This window comes from Nocardia panacis (genome assembly GCF_003598715.1).
Classification (GTDB): Bacteria; Actinomycetota; Actinomycetes; order Mycobacteriales; family Mycobacteriaceae; genus Nocardia; species Nocardia panacis.
This window is the reverse complement of the sequence record NZ_QZFU01000045.1, coordinates 244,209-258,562: the sequence shown is the minus strand read 5'-3', so window position 1 is coordinate 258,562 and position 14,354 is coordinate 244,209. Positions and strand designations below refer to the sequence as shown.

14 protein-coding genes and 1 tRNA gene are annotated in these 14,354 nt (G+C 65.3%); 2 read left to right on the top strand and 13 right to left on the bottom strand.

The window, feature by feature from the left end; genetic code table 11:
• Positions 1–54: 54 nt before the first annotated feature.
• From D5S18_RS31755 to D5S18_RS31720, 7 genes are all read right to left on the bottom strand, one after another.
• Entirely contained in the window at positions 55–1,302 is a 1,248-nt protein-coding gene (locus D5S18_RS31755) for a branched-chain amino acid ABC transporter substrate-binding protein (RefSeq protein WP_120044808.1), read from the bottom strand.
• A gap of 193 nt (positions 1,303–1,495) precedes the next feature.
• On the bottom strand, positions 1,496–2,113 hold the full coding sequence (locus D5S18_RS31750; protein ID WP_120044807.1) for an ANTAR domain-containing response regulator: 618 nt from the start codon (positions 2,111–2,113) through the stop codon (positions 1,496–1,498).
• 180 nt (positions 2,114–2,293) lie between these two features.
• Complete coding sequence (locus D5S18_RS31745; protein WP_120044806.1) at positions 2,294–3,439, bottom strand: acyl-CoA dehydrogenase family protein; 1,146 nt, start codon at positions 3,437–3,439, stop codon at positions 2,294–2,296.
• Positions 3,436–5,016, bottom strand: a complete 1,581-nt coding sequence (locus D5S18_RS31740; RefSeq protein ID WP_120044805.1) for an amino acid adenylation domain-containing protein — start codon at positions 5,014–5,016, stop codon at positions 3,436–3,438. Before D5S18_RS31740 ends, D5S18_RS31745 begins: the two co-directional genes overlap by 4 nt.
• Positions 5,017–5,151: 135 nt before the next feature.
• Positions 5,152–5,400 (bottom strand): acyl carrier protein, encoded by a 249-nt coding sequence (locus tag D5S18_RS31735; RefSeq protein WP_120044804.1) that lies wholly within the window; start codon positions 5,398–5,400, stop codon positions 5,152–5,154.
• Positions 5,397–6,359 (bottom strand): chlorinating enzyme, encoded by a 963-nt coding sequence (locus D5S18_RS31730; protein ID WP_120044803.1) that lies wholly within the window; start codon positions 6,357–6,359, stop codon positions 5,397–5,399. The genes D5S18_RS31735 and D5S18_RS31730 overlap by 4 nt, the downstream gene beginning before the upstream one ends.
• A gap of 688 nt (positions 6,360–7,047) precedes the next feature.
• Positions 7,048–7,131, bottom strand: a tRNA-Leu gene (locus D5S18_RS31720).
• 184 nt (positions 7,132–7,315) lie between these two features.
• Here D5S18_RS31720 and D5S18_RS31715 point away from each other — a divergent pair.
• On the top strand, positions 7,316–7,939 hold the full coding sequence (locus tag D5S18_RS31715; RefSeq protein ID WP_120044801.1) for an arsenate reductase/protein-tyrosine-phosphatase family protein: 624 nt from the start codon (positions 7,316–7,318) through the stop codon (positions 7,937–7,939).
• Between the two features lie 290 nt (positions 7,940–8,229).
• Positions 8,230–8,610, top strand: a complete 381-nt coding sequence (locus tag D5S18_RS31710; protein WP_239004121.1) for a hypothetical protein — start codon at positions 8,230–8,232, stop codon at positions 8,608–8,610.
• Positions 8,611–8,617: 7 nt separating this feature from the next.
• Here D5S18_RS31710 and D5S18_RS31705 read toward each other — a convergent pair whose 3' ends face one another.
• From D5S18_RS31705 to lgt, 6 genes are all read right to left on the bottom strand, one after another.
• On the bottom strand, positions 8,618–9,520 hold the full coding sequence (locus D5S18_RS31705; protein ID WP_239004120.1) for an acyl-CoA thioesterase: 903 nt from the start codon (positions 9,518–9,520) through the stop codon (positions 8,618–8,620).
• Position 9,521: 1 nt separating this feature from the next.
• Positions 9,522–10,940, bottom strand: a complete 1,419-nt coding sequence (pyk, locus tag D5S18_RS31700; RefSeq protein WP_203237013.1) for a pyruvate kinase — start codon at positions 10,938–10,940, stop codon at positions 9,522–9,524.
• Positions 10,941–11,054: 114 nt separating this feature from the next.
• Complete coding sequence (locus tag D5S18_RS31695; RefSeq protein WP_120044798.1) at positions 11,055–11,723, bottom strand: amino acid ABC transporter permease; 669 nt, start codon at positions 11,721–11,723, stop codon at positions 11,055–11,057.
• 3 nt (positions 11,724–11,726) lie between these two features.
• Complete coding sequence (locus D5S18_RS31690) at positions 11,727–12,482, bottom strand: transporter substrate-binding domain-containing protein (protein WP_203237012.1); 756 nt, start codon at positions 12,480–12,482, stop codon at positions 11,727–11,729.
• 131 nt (positions 12,483–12,613) lie between these two features.
• A complete protein-coding gene (locus D5S18_RS31685) occupies positions 12,614–13,003 on the bottom strand; it encodes a TM2 domain-containing protein (protein ID WP_239004119.1) in 390 nt (129 codons plus the stop codon).
• 132 nt (positions 13,004–13,135) lie between these two features.
• Positions 13,136–14,344 (bottom strand): prolipoprotein diacylglyceryl transferase, encoded by a 1,209-nt coding sequence (lgt, locus tag D5S18_RS31680; RefSeq protein WP_239004118.1) that lies wholly within the window; start codon positions 14,342–14,344, stop codon positions 13,136–13,138.
• Between the last annotated feature and the right edge of the window lie 10 nt (positions 14,345–14,354).

Here is a 14,354-nt window from a genome sequence, read left to right as displayed (position 1 = left end):
TCATGAATACATGATCGATATTCCGGCACACGCTGTTTCGGACCCGTGTGATGGCTACTTGACCTCGAACATCCAGATCAGCGACTGGGTCAATTCACCGTTCGGTTCCCACTTGTAACGGCGGGCGATGCCCTGGCCGTCGTAGTTGCGGACGAAATCGACGAGATCGCCGCGGCTGACCTTGCCGCCATCGATACCCTTCAGCACGATGGTGGTCAGGTCATAGCCCTCCACCGAATACGTGCCCGAGTCGTACCCGCTCAGCGCCTTGAAGTCGGCGTTGAACTTGTCGGGGGCCGGACCGCACGGGCAGGACAGCATCGCGCCCTTGGAGGCATTGCCCGCCTGCTTGAGGAACTCCACGTCCTTCACACCGTCATCGGAGATGAAGGTGGCGTTCACGCCGCCCGCGCGCAACTGCTGAGTGAACGGCGCGGCATCGCCGTAGTAGCCCGCGTAGTAGATGGCATCCGGCTTCGCCGAGGACAGCTTCGACACCGACGGGGAGAAATCCTTCTCGCCCTGCTTGATGGTGATCGCGCAGGCCGGATCGGCCACCGAGGAACCCAGGGTGTCCGACAGCGACTTGGCCAGGCCCGCCGCGTAATCGGTGTTCTCGGCGACCACACAGATCTTCTTGTACTTGCCCGAGGACTGCAGGTACTTGGCCACCGCGGGCCCCTGGATCCCATCATTGGCCAGGCCCCGGAAGAAGGTCTTCCAGCCGTTCTTCGACAGATCGGCATTGGTGGCCGACGGGGTGAGGAACGGCAGGCTCGAATCGCTCATGAGCTGGCCCGTCGCCTTGGTCTCACCGGAGAAGGTGGGGCCGACCAGGGCAACGATCGACGGATCGTTGATCATGGCGGGCGCCACCTGGGTGGCCTTCTGCGGATCGCCCTCGGTATCGAACGGCTTGATCTGGACCTGGCAGTCCGGATTGGCCTTGTTGTGCTTGTCGAGCGCCAACCGGACACCGCGTTCGATATTCAGGCCGAGGTTCGCGTTCGGACCGGTGAGCGGGCCGGACATGGCAATAGTCAACGGCGCGCACTTGGCCTTGCCGTCGCCGGCGGGATCGGCGGCAGCCGCGCTGTTGCCCGCGGGAGCCTCCTTGCCCTGGCTGTCGATCTGCACCAGCGGGTTGATGGTCAGCGAGGTGCCGCCCCCACCCGTCCCGCTGGATCCGCCTGCGCTGTTCTCCGTGGACTTACTGCTGCATCCGGAGACCGCCAGCGCGGCGGCCGCCCCGACCACCAGCGCGCCGCGGGCCACGCGATGACTTCTCGCCCTGCCCGTCATAGAACCAAGCACGATTCACCTCTGTCCTGCCTCATCCCCCGGGATCGCCGAGGTGGGCCGAAATACGTCAGCCCGGACAGAACATAGCGTCGGCCGCTGAGTTCCGCATCACATTCGGATCATGTCGATGACATTGCAACGAACATCGCGAGTCGGCAATGTTTCACATGCTTACGATTCGCGGTGCGCGATGTCACTGAGGAGTCAGGTTCTCCAATACGACCTCCGCGACCGCCTTCATTGTGGTACGCCGATCCATCGCGGTGCGTTGAATCCATTTGAACGCCTGCGGCTCGGACAGCCCCTGCGTCTGCATCAGCACACCTTTGGCACGCTCCACGAGTTTGCGCGTCTCCAACCTGTCGGACAGATTCGCCACCTCGCTCTCCAGCGCGGTGATTTCATGGAAACGGCTGGCGGCCAGTTCGATGGCGGGCACCAGATCCGATTTGGTGAACGGCTTGACCAGGTAGGCCATCGCACCCGCGTCCCTGGCCCGCTCCACCAGATCCCGCTGGCTGAACGCCGTCAGGATCACCACCGGCGCAACCCGTTTCGAGGCGATCTCGGCCGCGGCGTCGATCCCGTCGCGGCGGGGCATCTTCACATCCATGATCACCAGATCGGGCCGGTGCTCCACGGCGAGGTCGACGGCCTGCTGACCATCGCCCGCCTCACCCACCACCTGGTAACCCTCCTCGGTCAACATCTCGACCAGGTCCATCCGGATGAGCGCCTCGTCCTCGGCGACGACGACCCGCTTCGCCCCGGCGTCCCGCTTCGTGCCGGCGCCCCCTGCTGTAGTGCTCATAGGTAGACCCCTCTGGTTCCGATGCCTGACCCCGACACGCCGAATGATGGCCGCGACAAGCCCTGTGTGGCCGCCGATCACCACCGGGCGGTCGAGTGATGTAAAGAGTACCTTTCACTTCCGCATACAACGTATATACCCTGCGCAAAGGCGGCGCTCACGGCAGCGGATTGGCGGGTGTCAGGCGGGTGAAGGGCCGTATGTGTTCAGGGCTTCATCGATACCCGTGAACATCAATTCGTGCATCAGCTCACTCGGCCCCGCCGCGAGTATCGCTCCGGCCGCATCGCGATAGATACGGGCGGGCGCGGCATCGGCGCGATAACCGCGCGCACCGTGGAATTGCAAACAGGCGCGAGCCGCTGCCGCGGCGAGTTCGGTGGACATGAGTTTGGCAGTGGCGGCGGTATAGGTATCCAACTCGCCGATGGCGTGCGACCGCACGGCGCGATCGAGATACGTTGTCAGAACGGATAATTCGCCTGTCAATGCGGTGAGGCGATGCCGAATCGCCTGGCGGGCGACCAGCGGGTCGGCATCGATGACGCGCGCGCGCACCTGCGCGAGGGTCAGTTCCAGGCAGTGCCCCACGCCGCCGAGAGCGAGCAGGGACGCGGCCAACCGCTCGAAATCCAGGGCCGCCATGAGGTGCAGCATGGCGCGGTCGCGGCGGCCGAGCAGATTCCCGGCCGGGACGCCGACCTCGGCGAATTCGATCGTGGCCAGGCCCGCGCTGTGCCAACCGAGCATGGGTAGCGGGGTTCGGGTGACCGGGGCGTCGCGCAGGTCGACGATCAGCAGCGACGAGCACGCCAGCGCGTTCGAGGTGGGCCTGGTGGCGGTGTTGGCCAAGGTGATGAGGATGTCGGCGTCCAGACCGTTGGCGATCGGGGATTTGGTGCCCGATACCAGGTATTCCGTTGGCGCGTCGCAGTTCTCGCGCGCGACCGTGGTCAGTGTGCGCAGATCGGATCCGGCCTCGGGCTCGCTGATGGCCAGTCCGACTATCAGGCGGCCCGCGCGCAGATCCTCCAGGTAGTGTCGCTGCTCGGGCGTCGCGAATCGCTCGAGATAGTAGGCGGCCATGAAGGCGTGCACCGCGACGGCGGCCCGGACCCCGGCGTAGCCGGTCCGGCCGAGTTCCTCCAAAACTATTGCGCCACACAGGAAATCGGTGCCGGTCAGGCCGGCGTGGAGCAGGCCGCGCGCACCGAGTTCGAGCCAGGCCGCGCGATCCATCCGCCCCTGCCGCTCCCATTGGTCGGCGTACGGGAGGACGATCTCGGCGAGGGCCGCGCGCACCGTCTCCCGGAACTCGGCACTCATCGCTCCACCCCGGAAACCACAGCGCCCGACGGATTCTCGGCCAGCAACGCGGCTCGGTCGACCTTCCCGGTCGGCCCGAGCGGCATCGTGTCGACCACCGTGATCCGAGACGGAATCATATAGCCCGGAAGGGTTTTCGCCAGATGCGCGCGCACCGATGCCACCGTGAGCGCCGGGTCGGCCGCGCTGAGGAATGCGGCGAGGATTCGCTCCCCCGCGCCGTCATCGACCACGGTCACGAAACACTGTCCGATACCGGCACATCGACCCAGTTGGTGCGTGATCTCACCGAGCTCGATCCGGAACCCCCGAATCTTCACCTGGTCGTCCTCGCGCCCCCGGAACAGGATCCGCCCATCCACCAGCGTCCCCCGATCTCCCGTCCGATACAGCCGACACTCGACGCCGTCGATCCGACACCGCACGAACTGCCGCGCCGACAATCGCGGCGCACCGAGATATCCGTCCGCCAATCCGGGACCGGCGAGACATATCTCACCCACCACCCCCGGTTCGCAAAGCCGCTGCCCCCGAATGAGATAGACGCCGGTGTTCTGCAGCGGCGACCCGATCGGCACCTCATCCCCCGGCGCGATATCGACGCGATAGCAGAGGGCGAAGGTCGTACATTCCGTCGGCCCATAGGCATTGACCACCTTGCCCGGCCCCCACCGCTCGAAGGCGCGCATCACATGTGGAAGCGACTGCGCCTCACCACCGCTCAGCACCGTCCGCACCGGATCGAGCACCTGCGGCCGCTCGTCGACCACCGTATTGAACAGCGCCGTGGTCAAGAAGGTGGTTGTCACCCCGCCCGCCACGATCACCCGCTCCAACGCCGAAAGCGACAGCCGCCCACCCGGATACAGCACGCACGCGCCGCCTGTCAGCAGCGCACCCCAGATCTCGAAGGTCGCCGCGTCGAATATCACCGCGGACAACTGGAGTATCCGCACCCCCGGCCCCAATTCGACATAGTTCGGCGCGTGCACCAGCCGGTTCACCGCCCGATGCGATATCGGCACCCCCTTCGGGACGCCCGTCGAACCCGAGGTGAACACGATGTAGGCGAGGTCGTCCGCAGCGCAGGCGGCGTCGATGGCAGGCGCCGACCGATCATCAGCCCGCGGCTCGCCCACCACCAGCACGGCGAGCCGCGGAAGACGTGCGATATCGGCGAGTTCGTCGGAAACCGCGTGCAGGCAGTCGGACTCGGCGAGGATGCCCGCCAGCCGGGATGCGGGCCAGGTGCGATCGATCGGCAGGTAGACGCCACCGCTTTTCAGGATCGCGAGCAGCGCGACGATGAGATCGAACGTCCGGCCCATCGAAACCGCGACCACGGTGCCGTGTCCCACGCCGACGCCGACAAGGCGAGCCGACAGTCGATCGGCAGCGGCACCGAGCTCGGCATAGGTATAGGTGCGAGCGCCTGCGACAACGGCGGGTTCGGCCGGATACCGGGCCGCGATCCCGTCGAAGACTTCGGGAATCGTCCGGTCGGGACACTCGACGGCCGTGTCGTTCAAGAGTCGATGCGCAGCGAGCGCCGCCGGGGATGCGGAGAGGGTGATCATGCGGGTCCTACGAACATCGATGGACGTGCCGCGCTGTGGCACCGAACCTGCGGCGCCACAGCGGACACGACACGCACTGCGAGGCGTACCTCCGCCATCGCTGCGGCCATGCGCGGAGTTTCGGGACGGCTTCGCCTATTCGGCGATATCTCCCCTATGTTTGGCAATGGTCTCGGCGATCTGATGAATGGTGCTGCGCTCATACAGATCCTCCGGCGGCAACGCGTCCACACCGAACCGCTCCTCCGCCCGAGCGATCAACCGGGTGGCCGTCAGGGAGGTCCCGCCGATTTCGAAGAAATCCGTCGCACCGTCCACCACCGACAGCCCCAAATCACCACAGGTCCGCCCCACCCACTGCTCGATTTCCTCCGGCGCGCTCACGCCTCCACCCCCGGCCGCGCGGCAAACGAATACCCATTCACAGTCTGCGAAACGAACCGATTATGCCCATACGTATCGGTCCCAGAGGTGAGCACATTCCCGAACCGGTCCAAACTGGCCTTCCCGCCGAACTCCTCCAGACCGTCCGAATAGGGATAGACCCGCACCGAAGTAGGCAGATACCGCCCGGCGAACCCGAGCCGCATCCGATCATCGACCCCGCTGTGCGGATGCGAAGCATGCATCAGCGTGGACCAGAAGATAATGAACTGCCCCTGCCGCATAACCTGCGAAACAGCCGCCGCCTCATCCGGACTCCACGACGGATCCTTCTGCAACTGCCGATAGTCGTACCCGAAGAACCCCCGCCGCACCCCATTCTTTTCCACGGAGTTTATCGCATCCGGTTGATAGTCCATCACCTTGGACTCATCGTAGTTCATGGTCCGATGCGACCCCGGAATGAACTGCAAACACCCATTGGCGATACTGGCCTCGGTGAACGCCGTCCACACCGTGATCGTCCCCCCGAACTCGGCATCCTCCGGCCACAGGATCTGTGGATACTTGGACCCCGCGACATTGGAGAAATTATCCGCCTGATGCCAATCGGTCCCCTCATCCCCCGGATACTTCGGGAAGAACTCACTCCGCCAACAAAGTGTATCCGGCCCCAGAATACTGGAAACCCGATCCACAATCTCCGGCCGGGTAATATGCGAGGCCAAGAAGTCAACATCCAGATGCCGATCATAGTTGGCCAGATTCGTCACCCCCGAAACGGCCTCCCGAGCACTGTAAACAGAATTCTTGGTATTCAAGAGCTTGGGCCGCAGCGCCCGCAAATTCCGCTCCATCTCATCGGGCTCATAGAGATCGAAAGGCCCGATATACCCCTGCTTGTGAAACAGTTCCAGTTCATCATCGCGCAATGCGAAATCAACGGCAGCCGATGCCATGACTCCCCTTAGGTCAAACCAACATCAAGGGACGCCCGAATACCAAACACCCCACGCCGCCATCAAACACAGACCTGGGTACAATTCCACTGCGCACCGCCGGGCGAAACCCTCCTTAACACGCCGGAAGCACAAGAAAAACAGAATCCCAAACAAGGGATGCGATTCAATACGTCCATCCAAAGTTGTATCATCAACCGCCACCCCAAGCAAGCAAAGAATGCCCGCAACCCCCGAATTGCACAACCAAAACCACCAGGTCACCAACGAAATCCCCAGCACCAAACCCAAAACCCCAAAAGCCCCACCACACAACCCCAGAAGAACACAACCCCCCAGGTGGATGAACCCAACCCCACAGAAGAACACAACAACCCCACGCAACCACAAGAACCGCCACGCCCCCAAGCGCAACCACAAGAACCGCCACGCCCCCAAGCGCAACCACAGGAACCGCACAAACCCCGCAAAGCAACCGCGACAAACCCCGCCAAACAACCACAAGAACCGCAACGAACCCCCGCCACGCAACCACAGCAACCACAACGAACCCCCGCCAAGCAACCACAGCAGAAGGGGGTTCGGGGGTACCCCCCGAGCGGGGTCTGGGGGTTGCACCCCCAGAGAAAATGACGAGGCCAAGCCCCCCGCGAGCGCATCCCGCGAGCATGGGTATGCCTTGGTCGAGTGCCGAGTGTGGGACTCGAACCCACACGTCCGTTAGGACAACGGTTTTTGAGACCGTCGCGTCTGCCAGTTCCGCCAACCCGGCGCACTGGGATGAAACTATAGCGGGCGGGTGGTGGAAATAACGAATGCGCTGGTGGGCGCGTGCGGGGGCGGTCCGGCGCGACACGTGTACGGTGCGCGTCGGGCAGATGAAATTGTGCTGCCGAACCGGTGTTTGCGGCTTTTGGACCGGGTGGACGGGTAGCCGGAGTTCTACCGTAGCCCGTATGCACGTCCTGTTCGTCTGCAATGGCAATGTCTGTCGTTCGGCGATCGCCGAGCGGCTCACCAGGGCCGTGGCGGTCGAGCACCGGTTGTTCGGTTTGACCGCGGAGAGCGCGGGGACGCGGGCGCTGGTCGGGTTTCCGATCGAACCGCTTGCCGCGCAGGCAATCGTGGGTTTGGGTGGCGCCGCGGGAGATTTCGCGGCGCGCCGGTTGCGGCCGGAGATGATTGATCGGGCCGATCTGGTGTTGGCGATGAATCGTCAGTTGCGCGATCACTGCATCGAGTCGGCGTGGGGGGCGGGGCCGCGTACGTACACGCTGTTGGAGGCGGCTCGGATCGCGAAGGTGACGGGGGCGCGCACGATCGAGGAGTTGCATCGGGCGCGCAATGATCTGTCCATGGTCGGGCGGGAGGGGATCGCCGATCCGGTGGGGTTGTCGGCGGCGGCGTACTGCGAGGTCGGGGATCGTATCGCGGAGGCGCTGGTGCCGCTGTTGCTGGCGTTGGCCCCGGTCGAGCAGACGCATTTGAGCGAGGGCGGTCCCGGTCTGGCGATTCGGCCCGCGCGCGGTCGAGCCCCGCTGTCGACGTTCCTCGCCGCTCAGCGGGCCGTTCTGCATTAGATGCGCTGTTCGCAGGCCCCCCTATCGAATTCTCCGGTGGGGCCGCTACGGCGCGGGATTCGGCCCGGCTGCGCGGGTTCGCCTGTGCCGCAACGACGAGTGGGATTGACCGAAACGGTGAAAAAGGGATTACACTCCCCGGGACAAGCAGAGCCAAGTACGGCCCAAAGCACACCCCGAAGTACAGCGAAAGTCGAAGCCGTACTTCCCGCCGAGAGCTCGGCCCGTCCCACACAAGACAGGAATCAGACATGCCGAAGCGAATTTCGGATGTTTCGCTCCATGTTTATGTGACAGCGGAAACCCTCGACCGCGTCGTGCAGACGGTGCGCGAGGCGGTGGATCAGCATCTGCGCAATCGCGAGGTGTTCGCTTGGCGCTTCACCCTCCCGGTCGACATTGACGACGAGGCCCATCTGCTGCTCGAAACCCAGTGGCGGCTTGACCATCCGGGGCTCGCGCCGCGGCAGTGTCACACCTATGAGATCGCCATCAGTCTGGTCGGCCCGGCCAGCAGGTTGACCGAGTCGGGGGTGGCGGCGCTGGAAAACAAACTGGCGGCGCGCCTTTCGGCGCTGGCGGCCGCCCCGCCCGGCACCACCATCCCGTGGACCATGCGGTGTCGTCACCATCAGACCAAGGATTTCGACACCAATCGCGAACTGATCTGACGAAAGGTCAACCGCGCGAAGGGAAGTGCCGGATCACGCCCTCCTGCACGGTGGTGGCGAGCAGTTCGCCCTCGCGCGAGTAGAACCGGCCGGTGGCCAGGCCGCGCGAGCCCGAGGCGACGGGGGATTCCGTTGCGTAGAGCGCCCATTCGTCGAAGCGGAAGGGGCGGTGGAACCAGATCGAGTGGTTCACCGTCGCGGCGATGATCCGGTCCAGCCCCCAGGAGAGCCCGTGGGTGGTGATGATCGAGTCCAGCACCGTGGTATCCGACGAATAGCCCAGTGTCGCAACGTGAATCAGCGGGTCGTCGGGGAGGCGGCCGTCGGCGCGCATCCATACCCTGTTGTGATTGAGCCGTTCGCCGGTGCCCTTCATGATCCAGGCCGGGTCGTTGGTGTAGCGCATATCGATCGGGTGGGGGGCCTTGACGAACATCTCCAGTTTGTCCTCCAGGCCCGCGAAACTCGCCTCCACCCGCGGCAGCGACTCCGGGTCGGGGACCTCGGGCCGCGCGTGCGCGTGCTCGAGGCCCTTGCCGTGGTCCTGGAAGGCGGCCAGCATGACGAACAGCTCCTGGCCGTCCTGGGTGGCCGTGACGGTGCGGTTGGCCAGTGAGCGGCCGTCCCGGTGGCGGTCCACCCGGTATTCGATGGGCCGCTTGACATCGCCGCCGCGCACGAAATGCGCGTTGACGGCGTGGATGGGCCGGTCGCCGACCGTGCGACCCGCGGCCATGATGGCCTGGGCCACCAACTGGCCACCGAAGGTCCGGCTCCACACCTTGGCCGGATGCTGTCCGACGAAGACGTCCTCGTCGACCCGCTCCAGATCCAGCAGTGTCAGCAGCACGTCCAAATCCGGATTCCCGGTCGACGCGACGCCGACCGAACCGCCACGGGACACGCTCAAATCAGTGATCCTCCTCGCCGATGCGATGCACGTGGATCAGGTTGGTCGAGCCGACGGTGCCGGGCGGGGAACCCGCCACGATGACCACCAGGTCGCCCTTCTGGTACCGATCCATGGACAGCAGCGCCTGGTCCACCTGGCGGATCATCGCGTCGGTGCTGTCCACCGTCGGAACGATGAACGTTTCCGTGCCCCATGTCAAGGCGAGCTGGCTGCGCACCTCGGGCAGCGGGGTGAACGCCAGCAGCGGCAGCGGGGTGTGCAGCCGGGCCAGGCGGCGCACCGTATCGCCGGATTGGGTGAAGGCCACCAGGGCCTTCGCGTTGAGCCGCTCGCCGATATCGCGGGCGGCGTAGGAGATGACGCCGCGCTTGGTGCGGGGCACGTGGGTGAGCGGGGGGACCCGAGTGGATTCGGTCTCCACCGCGTGCACGATGCGCGCCATGGTGCGCACCGTCTCGATCGGGTATTTGCCGACCGAGGTCTCCCCCGAGAGCATGACCGCGTCCGCGCCGTCGAGCACCGCGTTGGCGACATCGGAGGCTTCGGCCCTGGTGGGGCGCGAGTTCTCGATCATCGACTCCAGCATCTGGGTGGCGACGATGACGGGTTTGGCGTTCTCCCTGGCCATTTGGATGGCGCGCTTCTGCACGATCGGCACCTGCTCGAGCGGCAGTTCCACGCCGAGGTCGCCGCGGGCGACCATGACCGCGTCGAAGGCGAGCACCACGGCCTCGAGGTTGTCGATGGCCTCCGGCTTCTCCAGTTTGCCGATGACCGGGACCCGGCGGCCCACCCGGTCCATCACATCGTGCACCAGCTCCACATCCGACGGCGAGCGCACGAAGGACAGGGCGATGAAGTCGACACCGAGTTTGAGCGCGAATTCCAGGTCCTCGATGTCCTTGTCGGACAGGGCGGGCACGGAGACGTCCATACCGGGCAGCGAGACGCCCTTGTTGTTGGAGACCGGGCCGCCCTCGGTGACCTCGCAGACCACGTCGTTGCCCTCGACCCGCAGCACGGTCAGCCCGACCTTGCCGTCGTCGACGAGCAGCCTGTCACCGGCCTTGGCGTCCTTGGCCAGTTCTTTGTAGGTGGTGGAGACACGGTCGTGGGTGCCGTCGACCTCATCGACGGTGATGCGCACCTGTTCGCCTGTCGCCCATATCGTGCGGCCCTCGAGGAAGCGCCCGAGGCGGATCTTCGGCCCCTGGAGGTCGGCGAGTATGCCGACCGCGCGGCCCAGGTGATCCGATGCCTGACGTACCTTCTTGTAGTTTTCGGCATGGTCGGCGTGCTCGCCGTGGCTGAAGTTCAGCCGTGCCACGTCCATACCGCTCTCGACGAGTTCGCGGATACGGTCCTCGGTGGCAGTGGCCGGTCCGAGGGTGCACACAATCTTCGTCCGTCGCATCACGGGTGTGAGCCTAGTCCCGTCCCATACGTGGGGCTTGCCTCGGCAGGGGTGAAAGCTGGGTGAAAAATATGAACTTGTTTCGCGGGTCTGGGGCGAACGGCTACTCTCCGGCGATCATCGGGCGATATGTCTGGCCAGTCGGGTTTCCAGCCGGGTCTGGGCGAATCCGAGAATCAGGCATATTACCCAGTAGTAGAGTGCCGCGACGCCGTAGAGGGCGAAGAAGTCGAAGGTCGGCGCTGCCGCGATCTGGGCCACCCGCAGCAGTTCGGTGACCAGGATGGTGGAGGCCAGCGAGGTATCCTTCACCAGCGAGATGAGCGTATTCGACAGCGGCGGCACCGCGATCCGCGACGCCTGCGGCAGGATGACCAACCGCATCAGCTGCGGATAGGACATGCCCAGCGCCTGGGCCGCCTCCCACTGCCCGTGCGCGACGCTCAGGATCGCGGCGCGCACGATCTCGGCCGCATAACCGCCGACATTGAGGCTGAACGCGATCACCGCCGCCGGGAACGGGTCGATGACGATGTGGAATTGCGGCAGCGCGTAGAACACGATGAACAACTGCACCAGCAGCGGGGTGCCACGCACGATCGAGATGTAGAACCGGGCGGCCGCCGAGACCGGCCACAGCCTCGACATCCTGGCCAGCGCCACGAACAGCGCGATGGCCAATCCGATGACGAAGCTGATGGCCGTGAGCGGGAGGGTCTTGTCCAGCGTCGCCTGCAGCATCGGCCACAGGTTGTGCCAGATCAGCTCCCGTGTTTTGGGATCCACGCGCTATTTGCTGACGTCGGTGCCGAAGTACTTCTCCGAGATCTTGGCCAGGGCGCCCTCGGCGCGCAGTTGGTCCAGCGCCTTGTCCACCTCGCCGATCAGCGGGTCGTCCTTGCGGGCGGCCATGGCCTGCTGACTGGTGTGGCCGATCTTCGCGGAGGACTTGATCGAGGTGTCGCCGGTGGTCTTGGTGTATTCGGCCACGGCGAGGCTGTCGTTGACGGTGGCGTCGACCCGACCCTGCTTGAGCAGTTGGACCGCGGGTCCGAAATCGGCGACGACCTCGACCTTGGCCCCCGCGTCCGCCGCGATCTTGCCCCAGTTGCTGGTGGCGGTCTGGGCGCAGGTCTTGCCTTTCAGATCGGACAGGGAGTTGATCGAGGTGTTATCGGCGCGGGTCACAATGACGCCCTCCGAAGTGGTGTAGGGCCGCGACATGGCGTATTTGGCCTTGCGCTCGTCGCTGACGGAGACCTGGTTGGCGATCAGGTCGAAGCGCTTGGACTCCAAGCCGGCGAAGATGGCGTCCCACGGTGTCTGGACGAATTCCACCTTCTTGCCGAGCTTCGCGGCCACCGCCTCGACGACCTCCACGTCGTAGCCGGTGAGTTTGCCATCGGACCCCTGGAAGGAGAACGGCTTATAGGTGCCTTCGGTGCCGACCCGCAAAACATTCGGGTCGGCACTGCTGCCACAGGCACTGAGCCCGGTGGCGGCGACGACGGCGAGCATGGCGACGGCGAACAGCTTGCGGCGCACGATTCCCTCTCCTCGTGGTGCGCGGCCCGCGACCGACGCACGACACACAGATCCGGCAGACAATACGCCTGGTCGCGGCGGGTGGCCGGCATTGGGATCACGGTGCGTCGAACGGTGGCGATGGGATTGGCTCAGTCGCGCAGCGGACGCCCGTACGGGTCGCGAACATTGCCCGCGAGGATCAGGATGCCGTCGATGACGCACCAGACGGCGCCGATGCCGCACAGGAAGGTCAGCAGCAGCTGGGCGATGGCGATTCCGGTGTGGCCCAGGTAGAACCGGCCGATGCCGAAGGGCAGCAGGATCTCCAGCAGACCGGCGAGCAGCTTCTGCTTGTCCGAGTAGGGCTCGCCGAACTGGTTGCGCCCGTACGGGGCCTCCGGATCGGCGGGGTTGTAGCCGACGACCGGATAACCCGGCTGCGGATACGGCTGCCCGTATGGCTGACCCGGCATACCGGGTCCGGTGCCGGGCGGGCCGTACTGCGGTCTGGGTTCGTGGTCTTGATACGGGTCGGTCACTCGGTCCTCCTCAATCGGGCCCGCACCCGCACTCCACGCATCGAGCACATCCCTGGTGCGGCGCCGACCATTCTCCTCGGAATCGCGCGCGGCTGTCTCGCCCCTTTTCGATCGGGCGAGGCGCGCGTCGAATCATGACTTGGTGGAATTCGTTTCGGATTTCACGGCGGAATCCGGTTCGGCCCCGGCGGATTTCGACAGCGCGACCGAATCCGCCTGCTCGGAATTCGGTTCGGCGGATTTCTCGACGGGCCGGGATTGATCCGAATCGGATTCGGACTCGGCCGAATCCGATACTCCCCTGGCAGAATCGGACTTGTCCCCGGCCGAATCGACCTCTACCGCGGTCGCTTTGTCGGCGCCCTCGGCGGATTCCGTAGCGGCCGGAGCGGATTCCGCCTCACCGGCACGCAGCGCACCGAGTTGCCACGGCCATGGACGCGGAGTCTCGCTGGGCTGCAACTCTTCCGGCCGCTCCCGCCCCTTGGTGGCGAAGATGACGTAGGCGACGGCACCGAGGAAGACCAGCGCCGCGGTGAAGGAGTTGATCCGGATGCCCGCGATGTGGGTGGCGTCGTCGTCGCGCATGAGTTCCACCCAGAACCGGCCGAAGCAGTATCCGGCGACGTAGAGGGCGAACAGCCTGCCGTGGCCGATGCGGAAACGCTTGTCGATCTGCACCAGCAGGATGACGACCAGGATGTTCCACACCATCTCGTAGAGGAAGGTGGGGTGCACGATCTTCTCCACCACACCGGTGGAGGCGCCGTCGAGCGCGGAGTACCTGCCGTGCGAGTCGAAGCGCTCGTAGATCTTCAGACCCCACGGCACGGTGGTGCTGCGACCGTAGAGTTCCTGGTTGAAATAGTTGCCGAGCCGGCCGATGGCCTGGGCCAGCAGGACGCCGGGCGCGATGGCGTCGGCGAAGGCGGGCAGCGGGATGCGATAGACCCGGCAACCGACCCACGCGCCGATACCGCCGAGGAAGACCGCGCCCCAGATGCCGAGGCCGCCCTGGTAGATCTTGATGATGTCGCCCGGATGTCCGGTCGCGCCGAAGTACTTCTGCCAGTCGGTGGCGACGTGGTAGAGCCGCCCGCCCACCAGGCCGAACGGCACCGCGAACATGGCGACGTCGAGGACCGCGCCGCCCTTGCCGCCGCGCGCCTGCCACCGGCGCTCGCCCCACCAGATGGCGACGATGATGCCGATGATGATGCAGAACGCGTAGGCCCGCAGCGGGAGCGGCCCGAGGTGCCACACGCCTTGCGGCGGGCTGGGGATATAGGCCAGCACACCGGGGCCGGTCGGGAGACTGTCTGCCAGGACTGGAAAAGTCACGGCCCCACCG